Consider the following 25,393-nt stretch of genomic DNA (forward strand, 5'->3'; position numbering starts at 1 on the left):
AGATATGAGCCTTAATCCGAGAGACGTCGTCATTGTCGACTTCGGCCGTACCCCGATGGGTCGTTCCAAGGGCGGCATGCACCGCAACACCCGCGCCGAGACCATGTCCGCGCAACTGATCGAAGGCGTGCTCGCGCGCAATCCGAAAGTCGATCCGGCAGAAGTGGAAGATGTGATCTGGGGCTGCGTCAACCAGACCCTGGAACAGGGCTGGAACATCGCGCGCATGGCGTCGCTGATGACCCGCATTCCGCACACCAGTGCTGCGCAGACCGTCAGCCGCCTGTGCGGCTCGTCGATGAGCGCGCTACATACTGCCGCTCAGGCGATCATGACCGGCAATGGCGATGTGTTCGTCGTCGGTGGTGTCGAGCACATGGGCCACGTCAGCATGATGCACGGCGTTGACCCGAACCCGCAGCTGTCGCTGTATGCCGCTAAGGCGTCCGGCATGATGGGCCTGACCGCTGAGATGCTGGGCAAGATGCATGGCATCACCCGTGAGCAGCAGGATGCTTTCGGTGAGCGTTCGCACCGTCTGGCGCACAAGGCGACCGTCGAAGGCCTGTTCAAGGATGAAATTATCCCGATGCAGGGCCATGACGAGAACGGCTTCCTCAAGGTCTTCGACTACGACGAAACCATTCGCCCGGAAACCACTCTGGAAAGCCTGGCCACCCTCCGGCCTGCGTTCAACCCCAAGGGCGGCACCGTGACGGCGGGGACTTCCTCGCAGATCACCGATGGCGCGTCCTGCATGATCGTTATGTCCGCACAGCGCGCTCAGGATCTTGGCATCCAGCCGCTGGCCGTGATTCGCTCGATGGCGCTGGCTGGTGTCGATCCGGCTATCATGGGCTACGGTCCTGTACCGGCTACCCAGAAGGCGCTCAAGCGCGCCGGTCTGACCATGGACGACATCGATCACGTCGAGCTCAACGAAGCCTTTGCCGCCCAGGCGCTGCCCGTGCTGAAGGATCTGAAACTGCTCGACAAGATGGAGCAGAAGGTCAACCTGCATGGTGGCGCCATCGCCTTGGGTCACCCGTTCGGCTGTTCCGGTGCGCGTATCTCCGGCACTCTGCTGAACGTCATGAAGCAGAACGGCGGCACGTTGGGGGTCTCCACCATGTGTATCGGTCTGGGCCAAGGTATCACCACGGTGTTCGAACGCGTCTAAGCTGTTCGGTGACACGGAAACCGGGGCCTCGTGCCCCGGTTTTCATTTGATGGGTATGTGATTTTTTCAGAGGCAGTCCAGATGCAGGTCACACCAGGTCGTTATCGTCATTACAAAGGCCCCGAGTACCGGGTATATGCAGTTGCCAGGCATTCCGAAACCGAAGAACCAGTCGTCTTCTATCAGGCGCTCTACGGGGATTTCGGTCTTTGGGTGCGTCCGTTGTCGATGTTTACCGAGACGGTGGAGGTCGACGGCGAAACGCTCCCCCGTTTTGCATTGGTCGAAGCCGAGCCCAGCCGTTTTTGAGTGCCGTCAGGCCACTCTGGCTTAACCCTTATGCTTGACCTCGGCTCTATCGCCACTATATATAGCGGTGCTTTCAAACCGAGTGCTGGCGACTTCACCGGGTTTCGGGCAGTACAAAACCCACCGGACAGCCAGGCCGCCAATGGATTCTGGCCGTGGGTACGAAAGATTTCCGGAGCAAATGACTGCTCTTTGCAGTCCCGTAAAAGGGCTGCTTCGCTTCTTTCAGGCAGGTCGAGCGTTCGTGACGCCCGGCTACTGTCGGTTCGATATTCTCAGTTCACCTCTCGATTCAGGAACTCTCGTCTCCATGGGTAAATCGCTGGTCATCGTGGAATCACCGGCCAAGGCCAAGACAATCAACAAGTATTTGGGCAACCAGTACGTGGTGAAGTCGAGTATCGGCCACATCCGCGACCTTCCTACCAGCGGTTCCGCGGCTCGCGAACCGGCCAAGCGTGGCAAGGCCGTCGCCGAGGCTCCTGCGCTGTCGCCGAAGGAAAAAGCCAAGCGTCAGCTGTTCACCCGTATGGGGATCGACCCTGAGCACGGCTGGAAAGCCAAGTACGAGATCCTGCCGGGCAAGGAAAAGGTGATCGAAGAGTTGCGTCGCCTGGCCAAGGAAGCCGACACCATCTATCTCGCGACCGACTTGGATAGAGAGGGGGAGGCCATCGCCTGGCACCTGCGTGAATCCATCGGCGGTGACGACAGCCGCTTCAAGCGCGTGGTGTTCAACGAGATCACCAAGAAGGCGATCCAAGAAGCCTTCTCCAAACCGGGCGAGCTGGATATCAACCGCGTCAACGCGCAGCAGGCACGACGCTTCCTCGACCGCGTAGTGGGCTACATGGTTTCGCCGCTGCTGTGGGCCAAGATCGCCCGCGGTCTGTCGGCCGGGCGCGTGCAGTCTGTTGCGGTGAAGCTAGTGGTCGAGCGCGAACGTGAGATCCGCGCCTTCGTTCCGGAAGAGTATTGGGAAGTTCACGCCGACCTGGCCACCGCCGACAAGGCCAAGGTTCGCTTCGAAGTGGCGCGCGAAAATGGCGAGGCGTTCAAACCGCTGAACGAAGCTCATGCCATGGCTGCGCTGGAGCAGTTGCGCGGGGCGAGCTACAACGTCACCAAGCGCGAAGACAAGCCGACCAGCAGCAAGCCGTCCGCGCCCTTCATCACATCGACCCTGCAGCAGGCGGCGAGCAATCGCCTCGGCTTCGGCGTGAAGAAAACCATGATGATGGCCCAGCGTTTGTACGAAGCCGGTTACATCACCTACATGCGTACCGACTCGACCAATCTCTCGGCCGATGCCGTCGGCATGGTGCGCGGCTTCATCCAGGACGAGTTCGGCGATAAGTACCTGCCGGAAAAGCCCAACGTTTATTCCAGCAAGGAAGGCGCCCAGGAAGCGCACGAAGCGATCCGCCCGTCCGATGTCAATCTGCGGCCGGCGCAGCTGTCCGGAATGGAACGTGATGCTGAGCGGCTCTACGATCTCATCTGGCGCCAGTTCGTCGCCTGCCAAATGCCGCCGGCGCAGTATCTGTCCACCAGCGTCGCGGTGACAGCCGGGAACTTCGAGCTGCGTGCCAAGGGCCGCATTCTCAAGTTCGACGGTTATACCAAGGTCATGCCACAGCAGAGCAAGAGCGGCGAAGACGATGTACTGCCGGAGATGAACAAGGGCGATGCCATGGCGCTGCTCCAGCTTGACCCGAGCCAGCATTTCACCAAGCCGCCGGCGCGCTTCTCGGAAGCAAGCCTGGTCAAAGAGATGGAAAAGCGTGGCATCGGTCGGCCGTCCACCTATGCGGCGATCATCTCGACCATTCAAGATCGCGGTTACGTGTCGCTGCACAACCGTCGCTTCTACTCCGAGAAGATGGGCGACATCGTCACCGAGCGCCTGTCTGAAAGCTTCAACAACCTGATGGATTACGGCTTCACCGCCGGCATGGAAGAGCACCTCGACGACGTCGCCCAGGGCGAGCGTGAATGGAAGCACGTGCTGGACGAATTCTACGGCGACTTCCGCAAGAAGCTGGATGTCGCCGAGGCCGGCGAAAATGGTATGCGTGCCAACCAGCCGACGCTGACCGACATTTCCTGCAAGGTCTGTGGCCGACCGATGATGATCCGCACGGCTTCCACGGGCGTGTTCCTCGGCTGCTCTGGTTACAGCCTACCGCCGAAAGAGCGCTGCAAGTCCACGGTCAACCTGATTCCAGGTGACGAGATTGCCGCCGACGACGAGGGCGAGTCCGAATCTCTCGTGCTGCTGGGCAAGCATCGTTGTCCGATCTGTAGCACCGCCATGGATGCCTACCTGCTGGACGAGACGCACAAGCTGCATATCTGTGGCAATAACCCCGATTGCACCGGCTATGAAATCGAAGAAGGCCAGTACCGCATCAAGGGTTACGAAGGTCCGAGCCTGGAATGCGATAAATGCGGCAGCGAAATGCAGCTCAAAACCGGTCGTTTCGGCAAGTTCTTCGGTTGTACCAACGCTGAGTGCAAGAACACGCGCAAACTACTCAGAAGTGGTGAGGCGGCGCCGCCGAAGATGGATGCGGTGAAGATGCCGGAACTCAAGTGCGAAAAGGTGGACGATACTTATGTTCTGCGTGACGGCGCATCCGGGTTGTTCCTTGCGGCCAGTCAGTTTCCAAAGAACCGCGAAACCCGTGCACCGCTGGTGTTGGAGCTGATTCCACACAAGGATGAGATCGACCCGAAGTATCACTTCCTGATGAGTGCGCCGCAGAAGGACCCGGAAGGCCGCCCAGCCGTTATTCGCTTCAGCCGTAAAACCAAGGAGCAGTATGTGCAGACCGAGGTGAGCGGCAAGCCGACTGGCTGGAAGGCGTTCTACGATGGCAGCAAGTGGAAGATAGAAGACAAAACCACCAAATAGGCTGAAGCTGGAAAGAGAGCTCGAGGCTGGGCAGAACGGAAGCCGCATAGCCTCGATGGAAGCAGGCGGTGTGCCTGCAACTTTCTTGACGCTGATCTACGAGAGCGACCCGCCATGGCTCATGAGCTGTATACCCGAACCAATCAGAAGATCTATTTCGCCGGGCTCGCTCTCGAGAATTGGCGTCGGGCCGAAGAGCATGGCGTGCTGAACGCTCCCGGCGTAATCCAGGCAGAGCGAGAGGCCAGTCTTTTTCACCTGTACGGCGCGCTGCTAGGCCTTTGCCATGAGATTGCCGGTTATTACCGTCTGCCTGGAGCGAGCGCGCCGCGTGTCGAATTGCTGTTGGTGCGCCCGACGACCGATCCCTCTCCCAGTCCGGAACTTGCAGAGCTGAGCGAGTTGGCCGCGTACTCCGAAAACTGGCTTGCGCAATTGTTGCAGGCCCATACCGCGCTATTCGAGCCGCCACGCGCACCTGCCAAACGCAAGACCGATCCAACCATGCCGTTGATCGAGGCGATCAGCGTGGACGAAGAAACCCCGGAATTGGCGCGTGCGGATGTGGAGTCCTGGCGGAGCAATTTGAAGGATCTGGCCTTGCGCTTCCGCGAATCGCTCACCGAGTGGTGAATGGAAAGCCTTGTGCGGCTTTCCGAGGCTGCGTCATGTGTTGTGCTTGACCCGCAGGACCAGAGCGATGCCGCCCAGGATTGCAACACCGGCAATCAAGAGTTGGACGGTTAGCGTTTCCCCGAGCAGCAAGCTGCCCGCAAGCGCAGTGATAAGCGGCACACTCAGCTGCACGCTGGCGCCCTGAATAGCCGTAAGGCCAGGTAACGCGGCATACCAGATCGCGTAGCCGACACCCGATGTCAGCCCGCCGGATAACAAGGCGTATATGACTCCTGCGCGGTCCCATTCGAGCCCATCCAAAGCCAGTAGGCAAAGCACGGCCATGAACGGCAGGCTGCGAATGAAATTCCCAGCGGTGGCGGCCAGCGGATCGGGCGCGCCTTTTCCAAGCAGCGAATAGGCTGCCCAGGCGACGCCTGAAATTACCATCAGCAACGAAGCCGATAGCGGCGGCATGCTCGTGCCGGGTAGAAGGATTGTGACCAGTCCCCCTGCAGCCAGTACCAGTCCGGTGATCTGCAGGCGGGATAGCCGCTCTCCTGTGATGAGACCCCAGGCAATCATGCTCAGCTGCACGGCACCGAACAGCAGCAATGCTCCAGCGCCAGCATCGAGGTGTAAATAGGCATACGAGAACGCTGCAGCATAGGCAAAGAGCGCGAGGGCGCCATACCAGCCGCCAGCTGCAGCCGAAGGGCCGTTACGTAGCCGTAGCAGTAGCCACAGCACCAGCGCCCCGGCCAGCAGGCGCAGCGCGGTAAAGCTTGTAGGGTCGATCTGGCTGTCACGTAATGCGGCACGGCAAAGCAGCGAGTTGCCAGCAAAGGCGAGCATGGCCAATGCGGTCAACAGTAAGGTTCTTGTGCTCATCCTGAGTCCTTGAAGCGGCTAGGGCTGTCCTGACTGCTGTCTGGACTTCTATAAAGTCCCATCCTACTGTGTCGTTGATCGACGGCGCACCTGCTTTAAGCCCACCGCTCCCATGATGAGCACGGCACGGTTCTCACGTGGAGAAGCCAAGGGCAGCCGACAAGTCGGTCGGCTGTTACAATGCGCCGTTTCACGGGGAACAGACTCATGCCAACATCGTTTCTGGAAATCGTCGAGCTACCCGACGGTACCATCGTGCTGCGTCGTGCTGAGGATGAGGGTGTTCTGGTCACGCTGGATTTTTCCGACGATGCCAAGGTGTTCCTGCAAGGTCAGCATGTCGAAATCGCCAAGGCGATGTTCAATGTCGGCGTGCAGATGGCGGGACGAGTATCAGAAGGGGAGTTCGAGCGGGAGGAAGAGGGGCCGCGCGTACTACATTGAGAAGGCTGCCTGGTTGCCTATGCGGCTGGGCGGGTTTCGGCACTTCCTTATGCCGAGCAGCTGGGGTCAGTTTCCCAGGCGTATGTTCAAACTGCGCGCGCTACCTTGGTCCGCTGCCGCGCGGAGTTTCAGCCGACCATGTTTGTCGAGGCGCGGCAGCCAAGTGATGACCGTATGGCTGCAGCCTGACATGAGCGCTTTGCATGCCAGCTCAAGAGCACCTTGCGTCTCTCGGGCTTGCAACAACAGAATGCGGTCGCGGTTGAGTCCGGTATCTCGCAGCCAGCTTTGTGAAAGCGATGCGGGTGGCGCAATCAGCGTCAGCCAGCGCGTATCGGCGGCTTCGCTAAGATCTCTAAGGATGGATGCGAGCAGCAGGTGACAGTGATCACTACTACCGCTCAGGGTCATTTCGCTCAGGCTGTCATCGGTTTCTTTCGACTTGCTGCGGACGACTTCCTGAATTGGCATCAAGCGATTTGCAATCAGGTTTTCGAACAAGGACAGCTGCGGTGGTTTGCCTGTGGTGGGCTGGGGGTGGTACTGCATCAACCTCTCCTTGGCAGGCTGTTGAAACTGCCTGCGTTGCCAATACTTCGTTAAAAACAGCCTCAGGCGCTCATTCAAACAGTCAGCTCGTAAGCGAGGCCGGTCCGCATCTTCGGCTGTTTTTCCGTAGGTCGTCGCGCCTCGTCTTGCCTACCTTTTTTAACGGTCTGTTAGCGGCGTATCACACCGACACTCAACCCTTCGATAATCAGCTCTTGTTCCTTGAGATCGATTTCGATTGGTGCAAATTCGGGGTTTTCGGCCAGTAGCCAAACCTTGTGGCCCTCACGCTTGAAACGTTTCACAGTGACCTCATCATCGATGCGGGCCACAACGACCTGACCGTTGCGCGCTTCTCGTGTGGTATGAACGGCCAACAGGTCTCCGTCAAAAATGCCGATGTCTCGCATGCTCATACCGTGCACGCGCAATAGGTAATCGGCTTTCGGGTGAAAGAATGTCGGATTGATTTGGCAGGACTCTTCTATATGTTGCTGAGCCAGAATGGGCGCGCCAGCGGCGACTCGCCCAATGATCGGCAAGCCGCTTTCCTCGGCTGCGGGTTCGAAGCCGGGAATACGTATCCCGCGCGATGCGCCAGGCGTCATCTCGATAGCGCCTTTTTTGTTCAGCGCTTTCAGATGCTCTTCGGCCGCATTGGGCGATTTGAATCCCAGCTCTTGAGCGATCTCCGCCCGCGTAGGTGGGTAGCCGTTGTCTTCCAGGCAGCGCTTGATGAACGAAAGAATTTCCGACTGGCGAGGGGTCAGCTTGATCATGAGCGTCTCTGTGCTTTTATACAGTGCCTGGGATTATATACAGTGCCTGATGCTTGGCAATCGTTGTTTGGTGGGGAGCTGGAGGAGCGTGCCGCTAACTTTGGTTGAAAGCGAAAGCGTTCAGGCGCTTTGATGGTTGACTTGATGTGGGCTGAAACGTAAGTTTCAAACAAGTGTTTGTCGGAGGAGGGGGCATGGCGCAGTCTGAAACAGTGGAGCGTATTCTTGACGCAGCGGAACAGTTATTCGCTGAGAAAGGCTTCGCCGAGACTTCGCTTCGTCTTATCACCAGTAAGGCCGGGGTGAATCTGGCTGCGGTGAACTACCACTTCGGTTCGAAGAAGGCCCTGATCCAGGCGGTCTTCTCGCGTTTTCTCGGCCCGTTCTGTGTGAGTCTCGAGCGTGAGTTGGACAGGCGTGAAGCCCAGTCCGACAGAAAGGAAAGTCTCGAAGAGCTGCTGGAGATCCTCGTCGAGCAGGCGCTGGCGGTGACGCCGCGCAGTGGCGACGACCTGTCGATCTTCATGCGCCTGTTGGGCCTGTCCTTCAGCCAGAGCCAGGGCCACCTGCGGCGATACCTCGAAGATATGTATGGCAAGGTCTTCCGTCGCTACATGATGCGGGTGCATGAGGCTGCCCCTTCGATTCCGCCGATCGAACTGTTCTGGCGCGTACATTTCATGCTCGGCGCGGCGGCGTTCAGCATGTCGGGCATCAAGGCGCTGAGGGCGATAGCCGAGAACGACTTCGGTGCCAGAACGTCCATCGAGCAGGTCATGCGGATGATGGTTCCGTTTCTGGCGGCCGGTATGCGAGCTGATTCCGGCGTGGACGATCCCGACCTGGCGCAGGCTCACGCCATTGCCCGTCGCAATGCATTGGCAATGCCGGCCAAGAGTTGAGGTGCACGGTTTGGGAACGATCGGCTAAGCTTGCCGCCCATGTCTGATCTCGATTTACTCCATATCTCAATTGCCGACCAGCTGCTCTACGGATTTTCCGAAGGCAGGCTGCGCCTCAGGCTTCCCGTGTCGACCGCCCTTAATGGTGCGGGGGAACGCAACGGTTCCGGTTGTACGCCGCGTGGCCTTCACCGGGTGCGCGCGCGCATCGGCGAAGGATTGCCGGCCGACGCTGTTCTGCGTGGCCGCCGTTGGACTGGCGAGGTCTGGAGCCCGGAACTGCATGATTGCTACCCAGGACGCGATTGGATACTGACCCGCATTCTTTGGCTCAGCGGTTGCGAGCCCGGATACAACCGAATGGGCGCGGTCGATACCTTCCGTCGATACATCTATTTGCATGGCACGCCTGATTCAGAGCCCATGGGCGTACCGCTCTCTCACGGCTGCATCAGGCTGCGCAATGCCGACTTGCTCGATCTGTTCCCGCGGGTGCCGGCTGGTTGTGCCGTACAGATAGGCGAAGCGGCATGCCCCGATTGGTCGAGCGCAACGCTGAATTAAGGATCTGCTCAATATCATGCAAGGTTCATTGATGCTGGACATCGCCGGCACTTGGCTGACCGCCGAGGATCGCCAGTTGCTGCGTAAGCCGGAAGTAGGCGGGTTGATTCTGTTCGCGCGCAATATCGAAAACCCGCGTCAGGTGCAGGAACTCTGCCGTGCGATTCGGGCTGTACGGCCTGACATTTTGCTTGCGGTCGATCAGGAGGGCGGACGCGTTCAACGGCTGCGGCGTGATTTCATCCGCCTACCGGCGATGCGCGAATTCGCGTCGCGCGCCGATGCACCGCAATTTGCGGAAATCTGCGGTTGGGTGATGGCCACGGAAGTATTGGCGGTTGGACTGGATTTTAGCTTCGCGCCAGTGCTCGACCTCGATCATCAACGCAGCGCAGTGGTTGGTTCACGCGCTTTCGAGGGCGATCCGCAGCGCGCTACCGAGCTTGCGGGCGCGTTCATTAAGGGTATGCACAGCGCTGGAATGGCAGCCACAGGCAAGCATTTTCCGGGCCATGGGTGGGCCGAGGCTGATTCGCACTTGGCGATCCCGGTCGATGAGCGAGGGCTGGAGGCGCTTCGCCAGCGTGACCTGATCCCGTTCCGGCGGCTAGCTGGCGAACTGGATGCGGTAATGCCGGCCCATGTGATTTATCCACAGGTAGACGACAAACCGGCTGGTTTCTCTCAAAGGTGGCTCCAGGACATCCTGCGCAAAGAGCTGGGCTTCCAGGGCGTGATCTTCAGCGATGATCTGTCGATGGCCGGTGCGCATGTCGCGGGTGATGCGGCGAGTCGCATCGAGGCAGCGCTTGCGGCGGGCTGCGACATGGGGCTGGTGTGTAACGACAGGGGTGCAGCTGAACTGGCACTGTCGGCGCTGCAGCGTCGCGGCGCGCAACCGTCACCGATGCTGGCGAAGATGCGCAGTCGTGTTTCAGGCTCGCTGGAATACAAGCAGGATCCGCGTTGGCGCGCATCGATTGCCGCGCTCAAAGCAGCCGAATTGATCGTTTGACCAAGGAAACAAAGATGACTGTCCACGCCATTATTGGCGGCACCGGGCTCACCGAGCTGCCGGGGCTCAGCCTGCATGAAGCTGTACCCATGGAAACGCCCTACGGCCCGCCATCAGCGGAAATTCTGCGCGGGAAATATGCTGGTCGAGAAATACTCTTTCTGGCGCGCCATGGTCATCCGCATCGCATCCCGCCGCATCAGGTGAACTATCGCGCCAACTTGTGGGCGCTCAAGCGCGCCGGGGCGCAGGCGATCGTCGCGGTGAACGCCGTCGGCGGCATCCATTCGGCGATGGGGTCGGGCCACTTGTGTGTACCGCATCAGCTCATTGATTACACCTATGGACGTGAGCACACCTTCTTCGAGGGCGACATCAAGCACGTCACTCACGTCGATTTCAGCTACCCCTACGACGAACCGCTGCGTCAACGTCTGATTGCCGGTCTGGCTGCCGAGGGCTACCTGTTCAGCAGTCATGGCGTATACGGCTGTACCCAGGGGCCGAGGCTGGAGACGGTGGCCGAAATTGCCAGAATGGAGCGCGATGGGTGCGATATCGTCGGCATGACCGGCATGCCCGAAGCGGTGCTCGCTCGCGAGCTTGAGCTGCCGTACGCCTGCCTGGCACTGGTGGTCAATCCGGCCGCCGGCAAAACCACCGGTGTGATCACAATGGCTGAAATCGAAGAGGCGCTGGCGGAAGGGATAGTCAAGACGCGGGCGGTGCTTGCACGAGCGCTTGGTTGATTGAACGCAGACGCAGCGGCGTTCCTGGGGGAGGCCGAAAGGTGAGCAGAGCGCGACGGGACCATGGCAGCGGCAGGAGTAGCAAAGACGTAGCAGGGACATGCTAATTTCGCCATACACCCATTGCAGCTGATCTGCCGCTTGCTACACTTGGCCGTCCTTTGGAGTACCGGAATGCTTTGCCACTCACTTATAAGAAGAATATCGAGAGCAGTGGTTTTGCTGGGTCTGCTGTCTGGCCTTGCGGGTTGTTCGACCTGGTTCAGCGGCGATTTCAAAGATCCTCGGGTTCAGCTTACCGATGTTGAGATCATCAAGGCGAGACTCCTCGAGCAGCAGTTCATGCTGCGTTTTCGCATCGACAATCCCAATGAGCAGAGCCTACCTGTACGTGGCCTGATCTATAGAGTTCATCTCAACGACATTGAGCTGGCGAGCGGCGAGTCCAGCGGCTGGACGACAGTTCCCGGTCATGGCTTCGACTACTACGAAGTGCCCATCCACACCAATCTCTGGCGGCATATGAAGTACATCGTGCGCTTGCTCGAGAAGCCGGATCGGCCGATCGCCTATCGTCTGGATGGTGAGCTGAAAACTGGTTTGATGCTCGGGCGACGCGTGCACATCTCCACCAATGGCGAGATAATCCCCGGCAACTTTATCCCGGAGTAGCGACACCTCATGAACCACGAAACCCACGTGCACGGTCCCGATTGCAACCACGACCACGATCACGACCATGCACCTCATGTTCACGGCCCGCACTGCAATCACAGCCATGATCCGGTACGCAATCCGCTGAAGGATGTCGGCCGCAACGACCCTTGCCCCTGCGGTAGCCAGAAAAAATTCAAGAAGTGCCACGGAGCCTGATCCGCTCATGACGCCCCTTGCCATTGTGCTGTTCGTTGCTGGCCTGTTGCTGATTGTGGCGCTGGCTGGATACGCTCTGCATCTGTGGCGCAGGGTCTGGCGCAGAGAGCAACAACTCGCGGCCCTGCAGGCGCAGCAGCAAGTGGCGCTTGCGGCTGATCTGCGCGTGCTCGCCGGCAGCCTGCTCGACGAGCAGGTGCCGCTGATCGAAGGCGCGATTCGGATCAAGGTTCTGCTGGATAATTACGATTTGAACCTTGGCCAGGATCCGCGCTGCCAAGTCTTTCAGACGCTCTTCGAGGCAACCGAACAGGTACCTACACACGCCGCCTGGAAGGCTTTGGACAAAACCGAACGCCGCCGTTACGAAGCCAACTTCAGTGCGCTCGAACTGCAACACAAGGCAGCGGCTCGCCGGTCCGCTCGTTGGTTGCTCGACGACGTCTTGCCGAAAGCTCGGGAAGCCGCCTGAGCGCGACGGCATACGCATCGCATCCTCTATCCTGTCTATTCCTCATGCCTTGCTGCAAGGAGCCATCATGTCTCTGCGTCTGCCGTTCGTTCTGTTTCGCCTGACTCTGGGCGCTGCATTGATCACTGGCGGCCTCAGCGGTTGTCAGGCCTACCTGGACAGTCGCTACAGCGACAGTCTTCCGCCCTCACATGGCGTCCAGGCAATTACCGGTCTGGACAAGAGCGTGAGTATTCGACGCAACACGCTGGGAATGCCGTTGATCGAGACGGCGACGTTCCACGATGCGTTGTTCGGCCTGGGTTATGTCCATGCCACAGATCGCTTAAGCCAGATGGTCAGCTTGCGTCTCATTGCTGAAGGGCGGCTTGCAGAGATGGCTGGGCCTGGTGTGCTGGATATCGATCGCTTCATGCGCGCTGTCGATCTTCGAAAAAGCGCTGCCGTGCTCTATCGCGATGCGTCGCCGCGCATGAAGCGTTTCTTCGAAGTCTATGCGCGAGGCGTCAATGCATACCTGTTCCGCCATCGCGACAGGCTGCCGATGGATCTGGCTGCCGCCGGGTATGTTCCGGAGTACTGGAAGGCCGAAGATTCGGTGCTGGTGTTCTGCCTGCTGAATTTCGGCCTGGCGGTGAATCTGCAGGAAGAAATCGCGTCGCTGGTCATGGCGCAGAAAGTCGGCAGCGACAAGCTCGCTTGGCTGATGCCCGTCTATCCTGACGAGGCGCTGCCATTCGAAGAGGCCCAGAAGCTTAAGGGACTCAAGTTGAGTGGAGACATACCGGGACTTGCTGCGCTCGATAACGCTGCTTCCCAGGTTGCCTCACTGAACATGCTGGGTGTCGCCGCTTCGAACAACTGGGCCGTATCCGGCAGCAACACCCGCAGCGGCAAACCGCTGATGGCCAATGACACGCACCTGCCGTTGTCGTTGCCCTCTTACTGGAATTTCGTGCAGATCCGTTCGCCTAGATTCCAGGCTACGGGGGTGACGATCGCAGGCGTGCCCGCCGTGGTCGCGGGCTTCAACGGCAAGCTCGGTTGGGGCATGACGATGGTCATGGGAGATAACCAGGATCTGTTTCTGGAGCAGGTACGCCGTGAGGGTGGCCGCTTGCTTTATCTCGCCGATGGTAAATGGGTGCCTGCCCGAGAGCGCCACGAGACTTTTTTCGTCAAAGGTGGACGGCCGCAGCGCGAGACAGTTTACGAGACCCGTTATGGCCCATTGCTGAACAGCGTACTGGGCGAGCGCAAGCATCCGTTGCAACCTTTGCAGCTGAGTAGCGGTTACGGGCTTGCGCTGAAAACCACGCAGTTCGAAGGCGATCGGTCGCTGGATGCGTTTTTCGACCTGACTCGCGCGCAATCGGTGGATCAAGCGTTCGAGGCGGCTCGTGAAATCCGTGCCGCGGCACTCAATATCGTTTTTGCCGATGAGCAGAGCACCGGCTGGCAGGTGACCGGGCGCTATCCCAATCGTCGCGAAGGCCTGGGTCTGATGCCGTCACCAGGTTGGGAGGGCCGCTACGACTGGGATGGCTTCGCCGATCCCATGCTGCACCCCTATGATCAGGACCCGCCACGAGGCTGGCTGGCGACTGCCAATCAGCGCACCGTCGCCAAAGGCTACGGCATGCAGTTATCAAACTCCTGGTTTTACCCGGAACGTGGCGAGCGCATTGCCGAGCTGCTTGCTCAGGGCAAACAGGACAGCCGCAGTGCAATCGCCATGCAATACGACCAGACCACGACCTTTGCTGCCAAGCTGCAAACGATGCTGCAGGCGCCAGGAATGGTTGAGTCGCTGAAAACCGCCATCGATACGCTCGCCGCACCTGAGCGAGACAGGGCGCGCGAGGCGCTTACGAGCCTTCTGAGGTTCGATGGTAAGCTCGCCGCAAACTCCGCCGACGCCGCTCTGTATGCCGCCTTCCTGACGGAGTCGGCGCGACAGACCTTCCTCGACGAACTCGGGCCGGACACCAGTGCTGCATGGAAGGGACTGGTGGATATCGCCAACACATCCTACTCGGCGCAGGCGGACCACTTGCTCGGTCGCGACGACAGCCCGTTCTGGGATGACCTGAGCACGCCGCTAAAAGAGGACAAACCCGCCATTCTGGCGCGCTCCCTGGCAGCGGTAACCAAACGCATGGAAGCCGCCCAGGGGCTGGATCGCGGTGCCTGGCGCTGGGGTGGCTTACACAGCTACACCTGGCAAACCGGGACCACACAGCTAGCGCCCTACATGTCGGCCAGTCAGCGTGCTGGGATCAACGCCATCGCCAACTATCTCGACCGCGGCCCGTTCGCGGCGGGAGGCGATCACAGCACCCTGAACGTTTCGGCTTATCGCTGGGGCGACAACTTCGATACCTGGCTGATCCCGGCCATGCGCATCATTGTCGATTTCGGACGCGACGAACCGATGATGGGGCTCAACAGCTCCGGTCAGTCAGGTAATCCGGCCAGCCCGCACTATGCCGACGGTATCGATGCGTGGTTAAAAGGCGGATATATGAGCTTCCCGTTCAAGGCCGAGAATCTGGACAAGGTCTACGGTACTCAACGGCTATTGCTCACCCCGGCGCGCCAGTAACGTCGGGGCAACCTAGTGCGGTACCCGGGTCACCTCCAGCACGGTGATGGATGCTGGATCAGGGTAGTGCCAGCGCACATCGACATCCCACAGGCGCGTGCCGTAACGACGCGTCGGTAATGGCGTCTGATAAGCCGGTCGCGGGTCCTGCGCCAGGCATTGTTCGATCAATTCCTGCAGCGGCTCGCCCAACCGTAGGGCTTCGCTACGGGCCTGTTGCAGACTCGCCTCGGTCCAGCGCACGGTTATCGGCTCCGGCGCATCGGCAGCCAAGCCGTTGTGAGCATTGGTGATTGCATCGGCATACGGCACGTAAGGTTTGATATCCAGCACTGGCGTGCCGTCCAGCAGATCGATTCCCGACAGCTGCAGACGGCCAGGTGCGATCCCTTCCAGCCTGACCACCGATTGTCCAATCCCATTCGGGCGGTGCGTCGCGCGGGTCGCGAAGACACCTGCCATACGGTTGCCACCTAGTCGCGGCGGACGTACCCGCAGGCGTGGCTCGGCTTCCAGCGTCTGATGGAAGAGAAATAACAGCCAGACGTGACTGACCTGTTCGAGGCCTTCGATCGCATGGGTCTGGTCGAACGGCGGCAGCAACTCAAGAACGCCACGTGCCGCGGGCGCCAGTTGCGGCTGCCGCGGAATGGCGAACTTCTCCTTGAAGCAGGAGCGGATGAAACCAATGGGCGATACGGAATAGGACATGCGGGTGCTGTATGCGGTGAAGAAAGCGGCCATCTTACCTGCTGGCGCAGGGTGGCATGTTCAATGGCTGCGCAGCGGGCACCTCCGAAGGGGGGCTTGCCAAATAATCTTTCCATCCGCCCACAAAAAAGCCCCGGTATGAACCGAGGCTTTGAAGTTTGGCTCCGCGACCTGGACTCGACTGCGCAGCAGAACGCGCTTTAGCGCGGCCCCGAAGGGGTGAGCTTGCCGAATAACCTGGGACATAGTCCCTGGTGAGAGTCCCGCAGCCACAAAAAAGCCCCGGTATGAACCGAGGCTTTGAAGTTTGGCTCCGCGACCTGGACTCGAACCAGGGACCCAATGATTAACAGTCATTTGCTCTACCGACTGAGCTATCGCGGAACAGCGGTGCGTATCCTACTGTTTACAAAAGGGAAGTCAAGTCCTTGCCGATCAGATCACCTGCACGATGGCGTCGGTGACGTGGTCCAGGTTGTTGTGGTTAAGCGCGGCCGCGCAGATGCGTCCGGTGCCGATGGCGTAGACGCCAAACTCGACGCGCAGGCGCTCGACCTGAGCGGCGGTCAGCCCGGAATAGGAGAACATGCCGCGCTGCTTGGCGACGAAGCTGAAGTCCTGTTTGGCGCCTTTCTCGGCCAGCAGGCGGACCATGGTCAGGCGCATTTCGCGAATGCGGGTGCGCATCTCGCCCAGCTCGGCTTCCCACGTGGCGCGCAGTTCCGCGTTGTTAAGCACGGCGGAAACCACGGTGGCGCCGTGAGTCGGCGGGTTGGAGTAGTTGGTGCGGATCACGCGCTTGATCTGCGACAGCACGCGGGTCGACTCTTCGCGGCTCTGGGTGACCATCGACAGCGCGCCGACGCGCTCGCCATACAGCGAGAAGGATTTGGAGAACGAGCTAGAGACGAAGAAGGTCATGCCGGATTCGGCGAATAGGCGCACCGCAGCGGCGTCTTCCTCGATGCCGTCACCGAAGCCCTGGTAGGCGATGTCGATGAAGGGTACGTGATCTTTGGCACGCAGGACTTCCAGTACCTGCTTCCAGTCTTCGGGCAGCAGGTCGACGCCGGTGGGGTTGTGGCAGCAGGCGTGCAGCACGACGATGGAGCGGGGCGGAAGATTCTTCAGGTCTTCGAGCATGGCTGCGCGGTCGACGCCATGAGTGGCGGCATCGTAATAGGCGTAGTTTTGTACGGCGAAACCGGCGGATTCGAACAGGGCGCGATGATTTTCCCAGCTGGGGTTGCTGATGGCGACCACGGCATCCGGCAGGATGCGCTTGAGGAAGTCGGCACCGATCTTCAGTGCGCCGGTGCCGCCTAGGGCTTGGCTGGTCACTACGCGGCCGTCGGCCACCAGCGCCGAATCCGCGCCGAATAGCAGTCCCTGAACCGCCATGTCATAGCTGGCGATCCCTTCGATGGGCAGGTAACCGCGCGGTGCGTTCAGCTCCAGGCGTGCCATTTCTGCAGCGGCAACTGCGCGCAACAGAGGAATGCGGCCTTCTTCGTTGTAATAAACGCCAACTCCCAAGTTGACCTTGTTCAGCCGCGTGTCGGCGTTGAAGGCTTCATTGAGGCCGAGAATCGGATCGCGCGGCGCCATTTCGACAGCAGAGAACAAACTCATGGTGGGGAGGCTCGAAGAGAAGAAGGTGAGTGATACAGCACCCTCGCTTCGCGCTGAGGGCGGTGCGCAAACGGGGCAGGAGTATAGCCGCACCGGTCCGCGGTCGCGAGATGCCGGGGCGGTTTTTCTGACAGAATTGGCGCCCTTCGACAGCGCAGGGTTCCGCCAGGCATCGCTTCCAGATGGCACCCAAAATGTCACAATCGGCGCTCCAGCCGGTCCGCAACTCCAGAGGTCGTTATGTCGCAATTTGAACTGGTCACCCGTTTCAAGCCCGCCGGTGATCAGCCCGAAGCCATTCGGCAGATGATCGAGGGCATCGAGGCCGGGTTGTCGCACCAGACGCTGCTGGGCGTGACGGGCTCGGGCAAGACCTTCAGCATCGCCAACGTGATCGCTCACGTGCAGCGCCCGACGCTGGTGCTGGCGCCGAACAAAACACTGGCGGCGCAGCTTTACGGTGAGTTCAAGGCGTTCTTTCCGCGCAACGCGGTGGAGTATTTCGTCTCCTACTACGACTACTACCAGCCCGAGGCCTATGTGCCGTCGTCCGACACCTTTATCGAGAAGGATGCCTCGATCAACGACCATATCGAGCAGATGCGCCTGTCGGCGACCAAGGCGCTGCTGGAACGCAAGGACGCCATCATCGTCACCACGGTGTCCTGCATCTACGGCCTGGGTGATCCCCAGTCGTACCTGAAGATGGTGCTGCATGTGGACCGCGGCGACCGGCTCGATCAGCGTGAGTTGTTGCGCCGTCTGACCGGTCTGCAATACACCCGCAACGATATGGATTTCGCCCGTGCGACCTTTCGTGTGCGCGGTGACGTGATCGATATCTTCCCAGCCGAATCCGATCTGGAGGCGGTGCGTATCGAGCTGTTCGATGACGAGGTGGAAAGCCTGTCGGCCTTCGACCCGCTGACCGGCGAGGTCATCCGCAAGCTGCCACGCTTCACTTTCTACCCCAAGAGCCACTACGTAACGCCGCGCGAAACCCTGCTGGAAGCGGTGGAAAAGATAAAGGTCGAACTCAAGGACCGGCTGGACTACCTGCGCAGTCAGAACAAGCTGGTGGAGGCGCAGCGCCTGGAGCAGCGCACCCGCTTCGATCTGGAAATGATCATGGAGCTGGGTTACTGCAATGGCATCGAGAACTACTCACGCTACCTCTCGGGGCGCGACAGCGGCGAGGCGCCGCCAACGCTGTACGACTATTTGCCGGCCGATGCGCTGCTGGTGATCGACGAATCTCACGTCAGCGTGCCGCAGGTCGGCGCCATGTACAAAGGAGACCGCTCGCGCAAGGAAACCCTGGTGGAATACGGCTTCCGCCTGCCGTCGGCGCTAGATAACCGGCCCATGCGCTTCGACGAGTGGGAGGCAATCAGCCCGCAGACTATCTTCGTTTCGGCCACGCCGGGCCCTTACGAAGCTGAGCACGCCGGGCGTGTGGTCGAACAGGTGGTGAGGCCTACGGGGCTGGTCGATCCGCAAATCGAAATACGGCCGGCGCTGACTCAGGTCGATGATCTGCTATCGGAGATCACCAAGTGCGTGGCCAAGGAAGAGCGCGTGCTGGTCACCACCCTGACCAAGCGCATGGCGGAGGATCTGACCGACTACCTCGGCGACCACGGCGTGCGGGTGCGCTATCTGCACTCGGACATCGATACCGTGGAGCGGGTCGAGATCATTCGTGATCTGCGTCTGGGCGTGTTCGACGTGCTGGTGGGCATCAACCTGCTGCGTGAGGGGCTGGACATGCCCGAGGTCTCGCTGGTGGCGATTCTTGATGCGGATAAAGAAGGCTTTCTGCGTTCCGAGCGTTCGCTGATCCAGACCATTGGCCGTGCGGCGCGCAACCTCAACGGTCGGGCGATTCTCTACGCTGACAACGTGACCGGCTCGATGCAGCGCGCCATTGATGAAACCGAGCGCCGGCGCAACAAGCAGATCGCTTTCAACGAGGCTCACGGCATCGTGCCGAAGGGTGTGTTCAAGGATGTGCGGGACATCCTTGAAGGGGCCACCGTGCCGGGCTCGCGCAGCAAGAAGCGCCGCGGCGAGGCCAAGGCGGCGGAGGAGGCGGCGCGTTACGAAAACGAGCTGCGTTCGCCTAGCGAGATCACCAAGCGCATCCGACAGCTGGAAGAAAAGATGCTTGCCTACGCACGCGACTTGGAGTTCGAGGCCGCCGCGCAGACGCGCGACGAGATACACAAGCTGCGCGAGCGGTTGTTGCAGGTGTAAGGGGGAAGAAGCTGGACGTTGCAGCGGTTGCAACACGTAGCCAAGTGGGTTGGATTAGCCGAGGGCGCAATCCGGCGTTCACGGATCAAGCTTCATGTGTGCAGGCGGATGTGGCCAATTCGCGGTAAACGATGGAGGCGCCTTCGGCGATTCCATCCTACGAACTGGAGCGTCTTACGGCGTGCCTGTTACCATTCATCCCTTCGATTTACGTTCGTTCGAGATCTTTCATGACCACCGTTCGCACCCGCATCGCGCCATCTCCCACTGGCGACCCGCACGTCGGCACTGCCTATATCGCGCTGTTCAACCTCTGCTTCGCCCGCCAGCATGGTGGTCAGTTCATTCTGCGTATCGAGGATACCGACCAGCTGCGCTCGACCCGTGAATCCGAACAGCAGATCTACGATGCCCTGCGCTGGTTGGGCATCGAATGGGACGAAGGCCCGGACGTCGGCGGCCCGCATGGCCCGTACCGGCAGAGCGAGCGTGGTGAGATCTACAAGAAGTACTCGAACGAACTGGTCGCCAAGGGCCATGCCTTCCCGTGCTTCTGCAGCGCCGAGCGCCTCGATCAGGTGCGTGCCGAGCAAATGGCCAACAAGGAAACCCCGCGCTACGACGGCCATTGCATGCACATTGCCCCGGCCGAGGCGCAGCAGCGCATCGCCAATGGCGAATCCCACGTGATCCGCATGAAGGTGCCGACCGAAGGCGTTTGCCAGGTGCAGGACATGCTACGCGGCACCGTCGAGATCGGCTGGGACCGCATGGACATGCAGGTGCTGATGAAGGCTGATGGCCTGCCAACATATTTCCTCGCCAACGTGGTCGATGACCACCTGATGGGCATCACCCACGTGCTGCGTGGCGAAGAGTGGCTGCCGTCGGCACCCAAGCTGATCAAACTCTACGAATACTTCGGCTGGGAACAGCCGCAGCTGTGCTATATGCCGCTGCTGCGCAATCCGGACAAGAGCAAGTTGTCCAAGCGCAAGAACCCTACCTCGGTTACCTTCTACGAGCGCATGGGCTTCATGCCCGAGGCGATGCTCAACTACCTGGGCCGCATGGGCTGGTCGATGCCCGACGAGCGCGAGAAATTCACCCTGGCGGAAATGATCGAGCACTTCGACATCAATCGCGTTTCCCTGGGCGGGCCGATCTTCGATGTTGAGAAACTGTCCTGGCTCAACGGTCAGTGGATCCGTGAGCTGAGCGTCGAGACCTTCGCCAGCCAGGTGCAGCAATGGGCGCTGAACCCCGAGTACCTGATGAAGATCGCACCGCACGTGCAGGGTAGGGTGGAGACCTTCAGCCAGATCGCGCCGCTGGCCGGTTTCTTCTTCTCTGGTGCGCTGAACCTCGATCCGTCGCTATTCGCTCACAAGAAGCTGGACGAAATCCAGGTGCGCCAAGTGTTGCAACTGACGCTGTGGAAGCTCGAAGCGCTTCGCCATTGGGACAAGGAGCGCATCACTGATGTCATTCAGGCGGTGGCTGCGCACTTGGAGCTGAAACTACGTGACGTGATGCCGCTGATGTTCGCCGCGATCACCGGTCAGGCCAGTTCTGTGTCAGTGCTTGATGCTATGGAGATTCTCGGCCCTGATCTGGCTCGCTTCCGTCTGCGCCAGGCGTTGGAGTTGCTCGGCGGGGCGTCGAAGAAAGAAGTGAAGGAGTGGGAGAAGCTGTTGGCGGCGATTGTTTGAGCGGTTTTAAACTTCTTGAACTAGGCGGCACCTGCGATAGGCAGCACAGGTTTCTGTGGGAGCGAGCTTGCTCGCGAAAAAATTTGAGACGCGCCATCCGTCGGCGGTAAGTAATTGTTCTTCTGTCGAAATTTCTTCACCGGCCAGAAAAAATTTCATTGACACTGTGCAGGGTCGCCCCTAATATGCGCCCCGTCCTCGAGATGGGGCTATAGCTCAGCTGGGAGAGCGCTTGCATGGCATGCAAGAGGTCGACGGTTCGATCCCGTCTAGCTCCACCAACCTCGGACAATGATTGCCACCGACACGCCTAGCGGCGGGTCGCGTAAGAAGGTTTTGTCCCCTTCGTCTAGTGGCCTAGGACACCGCCCTTTCACGGCGGTAACAGGGGTTCGAGTCCCCTAGGGGACGCCATATTCCAGCAGCGTTGCGCAAGCATCGCGAGTCGGGAGACGTTAAATCCGGGGCTATAGCTCAGCTGGGAGAGCGCTTGCATGGCATGCAAGAGGTCGACGGTTCGATCCCGTCTAGCTCCACCAATTTCCACGCGTTTCGGCAGTCGCTGAATCGTTCGAAGGTTTCGTCCCCTTCGTCTAGTGGCCTAGGACACCGCCCTTTCACGGCGGTAACAGGGGTTCGAGTCCCCTAGGGGACGCCATTTTTATTGCCCGTTTTGGGCGCCAAAGGGTCATTTCTCACGAAGTGGCCCTTTTTGTTTGGGCGCGTTTAAAGTGGGTGCAAGATCCCATTCATCAGGTTGAAACGGCTCGCTGTGCTGAATGGTCCGTCATAGACGTTCGGCGCAGGCGTGACATCCAGCAGCGTCTAGCTTCCAATAGGAGCATTGCGTCTGACGGCGCACAGCACAGCGAGGAGGGATGCATGATTTGGGATCAAGCCGACGCGTTCATAATCGACATCGCAGTCGAGGCCGACCATATCGACGAGTTAGGCCATGCCAACAATGCGGTGTATGTCTCATGGCTGGAGCAGAGCGCCTGGCAGCACTCTCAGAGTCTGGGCCTGGGAGTGGAGGATTACCGCCGTCTGGATCGAGCAATGGCCGTGCTCAGGCATGAGATCGATTATCTGGCAGCGGCTTATCTGGGCGATCGCCTGCAGTTGGCAACCTGGATCGTCGATTCCGATCAGCGGTTGAAGATGAAGCGTAACTTCCAGTTGGTCAGGCCGGCTGATGGCACGACACTGCTACGGGCTCAGACCACCTTCGTCTGCATTCAGATGTCGAGTGGCAAGCCCAAACGGATGCCGCTGGAGTTCGTGGAGGGGTACGGCCAGGCCCTGGTTCAGCCTTATCCCCTCGAACTCTAACGGGCCTCAAGTCAACGCTGTTCCGGTTTGCTCACATCGGCATCGCGGCGTTCATCGGCGTCTTCGCGCCAATCGTCTTGTACTTCTTTTTTCATTTTTTCATCCAGGGTCGTACCGTCTTCATTGACATCGGCAGTGTTGGCGCGCTGATGGTTTTCGCTCATGGCGCTGCCGTGGGCGTCACCGGCGGCACCGTGTGTGCTGTCATGCATATCGTCCTGGTTAGCCATCGCGCCAGTGGCAATAAAACTGGCAAAGACGGCGGCGGTAAGATGCGTGGTTTTCATGGGAGTCTCCGGTAGTGGATTGGCCTACTCCATAATTCCGACTCGATGCATCGAGGATTGTTCGCTCGCAGCGATTGAGCGCTCTGGTCGCGGGATGATGGATAATGGTGCCGCTCAGTCTGGCCTCGTCGTGGTTCGATGGGGATCGATCGCGTTTTTTAAATGGACCGATTCAGTTCAAAGTCAAGGCAGGCCAGTTGGTTAACAAGCTGCGCAAAATCATCCACGTCGATTGCGATTGCTTCTACGCGGCCATCGAGATGCGTGACGATCCCAGTCTGGCGAACCGACCTATCGCTGTGGGTGGGCTGGCCGACCGGCGTGGCGTCATTGCCACCTGCAACTACGAAGCACGCGCCTATGGTGTACGCTCTGCGATGGCGTCTGGGCATGCACTGAAGCTCTGTCCAGACCTGCTGATCCTTCGGCCTCGTATGGACGCCTATAAGGAAGCCTCGCGCGAGATCCACGAGATCTTTCGTACCTATACCGATCTTATCGAGCCCCTGTCGCTCGACGAGGCCTTTCTGGACGTGAGCGACTGCGAACACTTCTCTGGTAGTGCGACACGTATCGCCCAGGATATTCGCCGCCGGGTATGGCAGCAGCTGCGCATCACGGTTTCGGCGGGCGTTGCGCCGAACAAGTTTCTCGCCAAGATCGCCAGTGATTGGAACAAGCCCGATGGGTTGTTCGTGATCACCCCGGATCAGGTCGAAGACTTCGTGCTGACGCTACCGGTCGCCAAGTTGCATGGCGTCGGCCGCGTGACTGCCGAAAAGCTCAAGCGATTGGGCATCCACACGTGCGCGGATCTACGCACCTGGAAGCGCCTGGATCTGGTTCGGGATTTCGGTTCGTTCGGTGAGCGGCTCTGGGGGCTGGCGCACGGGGTCGATGAGCGCCTGGTTAAAGTTGAAAGGCGGCGCCAGTCGGTCAGTGTGGAAAACACCTACGATCGCGACCTGCCGGACCTCGCAGCCTGTCTGGAACGATTGCCCGAACTGCTTGAGGAACTCGCCGGCCGGATGGCGCGGCTCGACAGTGGATACCGGCCGGGCAAACCCTTCGTCAAACTCAAATTTCACGACTTTACCCAGACGACCTTCGAGCAGGCAGGCGCTGGTCTCGAGCTGGAGAATTACGCTGATCTCGTTGCCGGCGCCTATGCGCGTGGTAAGCGTCCAGTGCGGCTGATGGGCGTCGGGGTCCGTTTGATTGATCTACGCAACGACTTCATGCAGCTGAGTCTGTTCTAGCCTTCTGCCGCTGGTGGCTCCGTCAATTCAACGGTTTCGTGCGGCACACTTGGCATAAAAGAGGGGTTGCCCCGGCCTGCCTGTACCGAGGTCCCCGAAACTGGCTGAATAAAGCTATGCATCGCATATGCCAGTTCCGTTTTGGGTATCTGCAATCAACTGATTGGAGGCTGCGTTCGCCAAGGGCCGCGTTCTTGCTGGGTTTTGGGGTGGCGATATCAAGCTAGTGCGATGGCTGCCTTCGCTCGTTTCGCGCAAATAGAGTGCAACTGCATGCAATTCGCACACTTGTGGCGCAGTCAGTTCTGTTCCGGCCAGACGCGGAGCGGGGCGCCTTCAGCTGGCCAGAAGCGCAGCTGATCGATTTTGGATACGTCCCAGCGCTCAACACGGGAAAGCAAATTCAGGAATTGCTGTTCCTGCTTCATGATGTGCTCGGCGCACATCTTGCGCGTGCTGCCTACTTCGCTGAAGCGGATCTGCTGACCGTCGAGCTGGTAGTTGGCGAACCAGTGATTGCAGCCGGCGTTGCCGTAGGCGCGGTCTTCGCTGAAGGTCAGCGAGACCGGGTTGCGGCCTACCACGGGGTCTTCGCCGATCCATTCGGCGATGTAAGTGACGTCATGCTGCAGGGTGAGCGGGTCGACTGAGCAACCGCTGACAGACAACACGGCAAGGCCGGCCATGATGAACTTGTTCATTGTTTGGGCTCCCTGCATGCGGGGCACAGGTGTCGACCGCCGTCGTTCTTCCAGCCCAAATCGCTGATCCGCGCTTCGGCCGCCGGGGCGTGAGCGGCTTCGCCTTTGGCTGCGTCCACGGCGAATTCGAAATCCAGCTGTTTACCGCAAGCGTCGCAGTCGACCTGCCAGTTAATGATCGCGAGTTCACGAAACACCGGGCCGCGCGCCACGGCCATCCACCGGCCCGGCGGGTTGATCAGGTGCCGAACCTTGTCGACCGTCAGGCGCTGGAAGAGCTCCCGGCTGCCTTTGAGCGTGACGATGAGCACGTCGCCCGAGCGGATGTTGCCGCCGTTACCTGTGACCTGATAGCGGCCCGGTGCCAGGGCGCGGCATTCGGTCAGGGTGTGTGCGGGGTTGAGCAGGTTGTAACGGAAATCGTGTTCGGCCATGACTCGCGATCGACTGGAATGAGGGGGCTTTTGCGGCGGGCCGTAATGCTAGCACGCTAGTTGAGCAGAGGCTGCGCTGGACGAGGCAAAGTAATCGAGCAATCCGGTTTTCCGATGCGTTGCTGGGCAATCGGTCTAAGGCGCGGCGAGCGGGGGCTCCGGCAGCAAGGTCGTCTGCCCCTCACCTCAGCCCTCTCCCGGAGGG

General features: G+C 59.8%; 25 protein-coding genes and 5 tRNA genes. 21 read left to right on the forward strand and 9 right to left on the reverse strand.

Annotated features, from left to right (window positions below):
• Nucleotides 1-4: 4 nt before the first annotated feature.
• The 4 genes from fadA to E0D86_RS02200 all read left to right on the forward strand — a co-directional run bounded on the left by fadA (nucleotide 5) and on the right by E0D86_RS02200 (nucleotide 5,039).
• The gene (fadA, locus tag E0D86_RS02185) at nucleotides 5-1,180 is read left to right on the forward strand and encodes an acetyl-CoA C-acyltransferase FadA (protein ID WP_131648338.1); all 1,176 of its coding nucleotides are present in this window, start codon (nucleotides 5-7) and stop codon (nucleotides 1,178-1,180) included.
• Between the two features lie 81 nt (nucleotides 1,181-1,261).
• On the forward strand, nucleotides 1,262-1,489 hold the full coding sequence (locus E0D86_RS02190) for a DUF1653 domain-containing protein (protein ID WP_131648339.1): 228 nt from the start codon (nucleotides 1,262-1,264) through the stop codon (nucleotides 1,487-1,489).
• Nucleotides 1,490-1,799: 310 nt separating this feature from the next.
• The gene (topA, locus tag E0D86_RS02195) at nucleotides 1,800-4,406 is read left to right on the forward strand and encodes a type I DNA topoisomerase (protein ID WP_131648340.1); all 2,607 of its coding nucleotides are present in this window, start codon (nucleotides 1,800-1,802) and stop codon (nucleotides 4,404-4,406) included.
• A 114-nt stretch (nucleotides 4,407-4,520) separates the two neighbouring features.
• Complete coding sequence (locus tag E0D86_RS02200) at nucleotides 4,521-5,039, forward strand: DUF6586 family protein (protein ID WP_131648341.1); 519 nt, start codon at nucleotides 4,521-4,523, stop codon at nucleotides 5,037-5,039.
• A 33-nt stretch (nucleotides 5,040-5,072) separates the two neighbouring features.
• On the opposite strand, the gene E0D86_RS02205 is transcribed toward E0D86_RS02200, so the two are convergent.
• The gene (locus E0D86_RS02205) at nucleotides 5,073-5,912 is read right to left on the reverse strand and encodes a DMT family transporter (protein WP_131648342.1); all 840 of its coding nucleotides are present in this window, start codon (nucleotides 5,910-5,912) and stop codon (nucleotides 5,073-5,075) included.
• A gap of 207 nt (nucleotides 5,913-6,119) precedes the next feature.
• Between E0D86_RS02205 and E0D86_RS02210 the strand changes: the two genes are divergently transcribed.
• Nucleotides 6,120-6,356 (forward strand): hypothetical protein, encoded by a 237-nt coding sequence (locus tag E0D86_RS02210; protein WP_131648343.1) that lies wholly within the window; start codon nucleotides 6,120-6,122, stop codon nucleotides 6,354-6,356.
• A gap of 66 nt (nucleotides 6,357-6,422) precedes the next feature.
• Here E0D86_RS02210 and sulA read toward each other — a convergent pair whose 3' ends face one another.
• Both sulA and lexA read right to left on the reverse strand, forming a co-directional pair.
• Nucleotides 6,423-6,905 (reverse strand): SOS-induced cell division inhibitor SulA, encoded by a 483-nt coding sequence (gene sulA, locus E0D86_RS02215; protein WP_131648955.1) that lies wholly within the window; start codon nucleotides 6,903-6,905, stop codon nucleotides 6,423-6,425.
• 170 nt (nucleotides 6,906-7,075) lie between these two features.
• A complete protein-coding gene (gene lexA, locus E0D86_RS02220) occupies nucleotides 7,076-7,684 on the reverse strand; it encodes a transcriptional repressor LexA (RefSeq protein ID WP_131648344.1) in 609 nt (202 codons plus the stop codon).
• A 194-nt stretch (nucleotides 7,685-7,878) separates the two neighbouring features.
• Between lexA and E0D86_RS02225 the strand changes: the two genes are divergently transcribed.
• The 8 genes from E0D86_RS02225 to E0D86_RS02260 all read left to right on the forward strand — a co-directional run bounded on the left by E0D86_RS02225 (nucleotide 7,879) and on the right by E0D86_RS02260 (nucleotide 14,864).
• A complete protein-coding gene (locus E0D86_RS02225; RefSeq protein ID WP_131648345.1) occupies nucleotides 7,879-8,586 on the forward strand; it encodes a TetR/AcrR family transcriptional regulator in 708 nt (235 codons plus the stop codon).
• Between the two features lie 39 nt (nucleotides 8,587-8,625).
• Nucleotides 8,626-9,150: a L,D-transpeptidase gene (locus tag E0D86_RS02230; protein ID WP_131648346.1), complete on the forward strand. Its 525-nt coding sequence runs from the start codon at nucleotides 8,626-8,628 to the stop codon at nucleotides 9,148-9,150.
• Nucleotides 9,151-9,166: 16 nt separating this feature from the next.
• Nucleotides 9,167-10,165, forward strand: coding sequence for a beta-N-acetylhexosaminidase (gene nagZ, locus E0D86_RS02235; RefSeq protein ID WP_131648347.1), 999 nt, complete (start codon nucleotides 9,167-9,169; stop codon nucleotides 10,163-10,165).
• Between the two features lie 14 nt (nucleotides 10,166-10,179).
• Nucleotides 10,180-10,914 (forward strand): S-methyl-5'-thioinosine phosphorylase, encoded by a 735-nt coding sequence (locus tag E0D86_RS02240; RefSeq protein WP_131648956.1) that lies wholly within the window; start codon nucleotides 10,180-10,182, stop codon nucleotides 10,912-10,914.
• Nucleotides 10,915-11,088: 174 nt separating this feature from the next.
• The gene (locus E0D86_RS02245; protein WP_131648348.1) at nucleotides 11,089-11,586 is read left to right on the forward strand and encodes an LEA type 2 family protein; all 498 of its coding nucleotides are present in this window, start codon (nucleotides 11,089-11,091) and stop codon (nucleotides 11,584-11,586) included.
• 9 nt (nucleotides 11,587-11,595) lie between these two features.
• Entirely contained in the window at nucleotides 11,596-11,787 is a 192-nt protein-coding gene (locus E0D86_RS02250) for an SEC-C metal-binding domain-containing protein (RefSeq protein WP_131648349.1), read from the forward strand.
• 7 nt (nucleotides 11,788-11,794) lie between these two features.
• Nucleotides 11,795-12,259 (forward strand): DUF2489 domain-containing protein, encoded by a 465-nt coding sequence (locus E0D86_RS02255; protein WP_131648350.1) that lies wholly within the window; start codon nucleotides 11,795-11,797, stop codon nucleotides 12,257-12,259.
• Between the two features lie 67 nt (nucleotides 12,260-12,326).
• Nucleotides 12,327-14,864 carry a penicillin acylase family protein gene (locus tag E0D86_RS02260; protein WP_131648351.1) on the forward strand — a complete coding sequence of 846 codons (2,538 nt, stop codon included), beginning with the start codon at nucleotides 12,327-12,329 and terminating at the stop codon, nucleotides 14,862-14,864.
• 12 nt (nucleotides 14,865-14,876) lie between these two features.
• Here E0D86_RS02260 and tsaA read toward each other — a convergent pair whose 3' ends face one another.
• The 3 genes from tsaA to E0D86_RS02275 all read right to left on the reverse strand — a co-directional run bounded on the left by tsaA (nucleotide 14,877) and on the right by E0D86_RS02275 (nucleotide 17,207).
• Entirely contained in the window at nucleotides 14,877-15,575 is a 699-nt protein-coding gene (gene tsaA, locus E0D86_RS02265) for a tRNA (N6-threonylcarbamoyladenosine(37)-N6)-methyltransferase TrmO (RefSeq protein ID WP_131648957.1), read from the reverse strand.
• 308 nt (nucleotides 15,576-15,883) lie between these two features.
• Nucleotides 15,884-15,959, reverse strand: a tRNA-Asn gene (locus E0D86_RS02270).
• A gap of 51 nt (nucleotides 15,960-16,010) precedes the next feature.
• Entirely contained in the window at nucleotides 16,011-17,207 is a 1,197-nt protein-coding gene (locus E0D86_RS02275; protein ID WP_131648352.1) for an amino acid aminotransferase, read from the reverse strand.
• A gap of 240 nt (nucleotides 17,208-17,447) precedes the next feature.
• Here E0D86_RS02275 and uvrB point away from each other — a divergent pair, with 240 nt between their 5' ends.
• The 7 genes from uvrB to E0D86_RS02310 all read left to right on the forward strand — a co-directional run bounded on the left by uvrB (nucleotide 17,448) and on the right by E0D86_RS02310 (nucleotide 22,507).
• On the forward strand, nucleotides 17,448-19,463 hold the full coding sequence (gene uvrB, locus E0D86_RS02280; RefSeq protein WP_131648353.1) for an excinuclease ABC subunit UvrB: 2,016 nt from the start codon (nucleotides 17,448-17,450) through the stop codon (nucleotides 19,461-19,463).
• A 230-nt stretch (nucleotides 19,464-19,693) separates the two neighbouring features.
• Entirely contained in the window at nucleotides 19,694-21,175 is a 1,482-nt protein-coding gene (gene gltX / locus E0D86_RS02285; RefSeq protein ID WP_131648354.1) for a glutamate--tRNA ligase, read from the forward strand.
• Between the two features lie 205 nt (nucleotides 21,176-21,380).
• Nucleotides 21,381-21,456: transfer RNA gene (locus E0D86_RS02290), tRNA-Ala, on the forward strand.
• Between the two features lie 57 nt (nucleotides 21,457-21,513).
• Nucleotides 21,514-21,589, forward strand: a tRNA-Glu gene (locus E0D86_RS02295).
• A 49-nt stretch (nucleotides 21,590-21,638) separates the two neighbouring features.
• Nucleotides 21,639-21,714: transfer RNA gene (locus tag E0D86_RS02300), tRNA-Ala, on the forward strand.
• Nucleotides 21,715-21,757: 43 nt separating this feature from the next.
• Nucleotides 21,758-21,833, forward strand: a tRNA-Glu gene (locus E0D86_RS02305).
• Nucleotides 21,834-22,057: 224 nt separating this feature from the next.
• Nucleotides 22,058-22,507, forward strand: coding sequence for a thioesterase family protein (locus E0D86_RS02310; RefSeq protein ID WP_131648355.1), 450 nt, complete (start codon nucleotides 22,058-22,060; stop codon nucleotides 22,505-22,507).
• An 11-nt stretch (nucleotides 22,508-22,518) separates the two neighbouring features.
• Here E0D86_RS02310 and E0D86_RS02315 read toward each other — a convergent pair whose 3' ends face one another.
• Nucleotides 22,519-22,794, reverse strand: coding sequence for a hypothetical protein (locus E0D86_RS02315; protein ID WP_131648356.1), 276 nt, complete (start codon nucleotides 22,792-22,794; stop codon nucleotides 22,519-22,521).
• Nucleotides 22,795-23,003: 209 nt separating this feature from the next.
• Between E0D86_RS02315 and dinB the strand changes: the two genes are divergently transcribed.
• The gene (gene dinB, locus E0D86_RS02320; protein WP_371924039.1) at nucleotides 23,004-24,053 is read left to right on the forward strand and encodes a DNA polymerase IV; all 1,050 of its coding nucleotides are present in this window, start codon (nucleotides 23,004-23,006) and stop codon (nucleotides 24,051-24,053) included.
• A 299-nt stretch (nucleotides 24,054-24,352) separates the two neighbouring features.
• Here dinB and E0D86_RS02325 read toward each other — a convergent pair whose 3' ends face one another.
• Together E0D86_RS02325 and E0D86_RS02330 are read right to left on the reverse strand one after the other, a co-directional pair.
• Nucleotides 24,353-24,754: an META domain-containing protein gene (locus tag E0D86_RS02325; protein ID WP_131648358.1), complete on the reverse strand. Its 402-nt coding sequence runs from the start codon at nucleotides 24,752-24,754 to the stop codon at nucleotides 24,353-24,355.
• A complete protein-coding gene (locus E0D86_RS02330) occupies nucleotides 24,751-25,188 on the reverse strand; it encodes a hypothetical protein (RefSeq protein WP_131648359.1) in 438 nt (145 codons plus the stop codon). Before E0D86_RS02330 ends, E0D86_RS02325 begins: the two co-directional genes overlap by 4 nt.
• Nucleotides 25,189-25,393: the final 205 nt, after the last annotated feature.

Source organism: Pseudomonas sp. IC_126, assembly GCF_004331835.1.
Taxonomy (GTDB): Bacteria; Pseudomonadota; Gammaproteobacteria; order Pseudomonadales; family Pseudomonadaceae; genus Stutzerimonas.

Bases quoted from the DNA above. Each gene is read 5' to 3' on its own strand.
- E0D86_RS02230 (WP_131648346.1), top strand. From the start codon at position 8,626: ATGTCTGATCTCGATTTACTCCATATCTCAATTGCCGACCAGCTGCTC.
- uvrB (WP_131648353.1), top strand. From the start codon at position 17,448: ATGTCGCAATTTGAACTGGTCACCCGTTTCAAGCCCGCCGGTGATCAG.
- E0D86_RS02255 (WP_131648350.1), top strand. From the start codon at position 11,795: ATGACGCCCCTTGCCATTGTGCTGTTCGTTGCTGGCCTGTTGCTGATT.
- E0D86_RS02240 (WP_131648956.1), top strand. From the start codon at position 10,180: ATGACTGTCCACGCCATTATTGGCGGCACCGGGCTCACCGAGCTGCCG.
- E0D86_RS02200 (WP_131648341.1), top strand. From the start codon at position 4,521: ATGGCTCATGAGCTGTATACCCGAACCAATCAGAAGATCTATTTCGCC.
- E0D86_RS02205 (WP_131648342.1), bottom strand. From the start codon at position 5,912: ATGAGCACAAGAACCTTACTGTTGACCGCATTGGCCATGCTCGCCTTT.
- E0D86_RS02250 (WP_131648349.1), top strand. From the start codon at position 11,596: ATGAACCACGAAACCCACGTGCACGGTCCCGATTGCAACCACGACCAC.
- E0D86_RS02225 (WP_131648345.1), top strand. From the start codon at position 7,879: ATGGCGCAGTCTGAAACAGTGGAGCGTATTCTTGACGCAGCGGAACAG.
- fadA (WP_131648338.1), top strand. From the start codon at position 5: ATGAGCCTTAATCCGAGAGACGTCGTCATTGTCGACTTCGGCCGTACC.
- gltX (WP_131648354.1), top strand. From the start codon at position 19,694: ATGACCACCGTTCGCACCCGCATCGCGCCATCTCCCACTGGCGACCCG.
- E0D86_RS02245 (WP_131648348.1), top strand. From the start codon at position 11,089: ATGCTTTGCCACTCACTTATAAGAAGAATATCGAGAGCAGTGGTTTTG.
- E0D86_RS02190 (WP_131648339.1), top strand. From the start codon at position 1,262: ATGCAGGTCACACCAGGTCGTTATCGTCATTACAAAGGCCCCGAGTAC.
- E0D86_RS02310 (WP_131648355.1), top strand. From the start codon at position 22,058: ATGATTTGGGATCAAGCCGACGCGTTCATAATCGACATCGCAGTCGAG.
- E0D86_RS02325 (WP_131648358.1), bottom strand. From the start codon at position 24,754: ATGAACAAGTTCATCATGGCCGGCCTTGCCGTGTTGTCTGTCAGCGGT.
- tsaA (WP_131648957.1), bottom strand. From the start codon at position 15,575: ATGTCCTATTCCGTATCGCCCATTGGTTTCATCCGCTCCTGCTTCAAG.
- E0D86_RS02315 (WP_131648356.1), bottom strand. From the start codon at position 22,794: ATGAAAACCACGCATCTTACCGCCGCCGTCTTTGCCAGTTTTATTGCC.
- E0D86_RS02210 (WP_131648343.1), top strand. From the start codon at position 6,120: ATGCCAACATCGTTTCTGGAAATCGTCGAGCTACCCGACGGTACCATC.
- nagZ (WP_131648347.1), top strand. From the start codon at position 9,167: ATGCAAGGTTCATTGATGCTGGACATCGCCGGCACTTGGCTGACCGCC.
- E0D86_RS02275 (WP_131648352.1), bottom strand. From the start codon at position 17,207: ATGAGTTTGTTCTCTGCTGTCGAAATGGCGCCGCGCGATCCGATTCTC.
- lexA (WP_131648344.1), bottom strand. From the start codon at position 7,684: ATGATCAAGCTGACCCCTCGCCAGTCGGAAATTCTTTCGTTCATCAAG.
- E0D86_RS02260 (WP_131648351.1), top strand. From the start codon at position 12,327: ATGTCTCTGCGTCTGCCGTTCGTTCTGTTTCGCCTGACTCTGGGCGCT.
- sulA (WP_131648955.1), bottom strand. From the start codon at position 6,905: ATGCAGTACCACCCCCAGCCCACCACAGGCAAACCACCGCAGCTGTCC.
- topA (WP_131648340.1), top strand. From the start codon at position 1,800: ATGGGTAAATCGCTGGTCATCGTGGAATCACCGGCCAAGGCCAAGACA.
- E0D86_RS02330 (WP_131648359.1), bottom strand. From the start codon at position 25,188: ATGGCCGAACACGATTTCCGTTACAACCTGCTCAACCCCGCACACACC.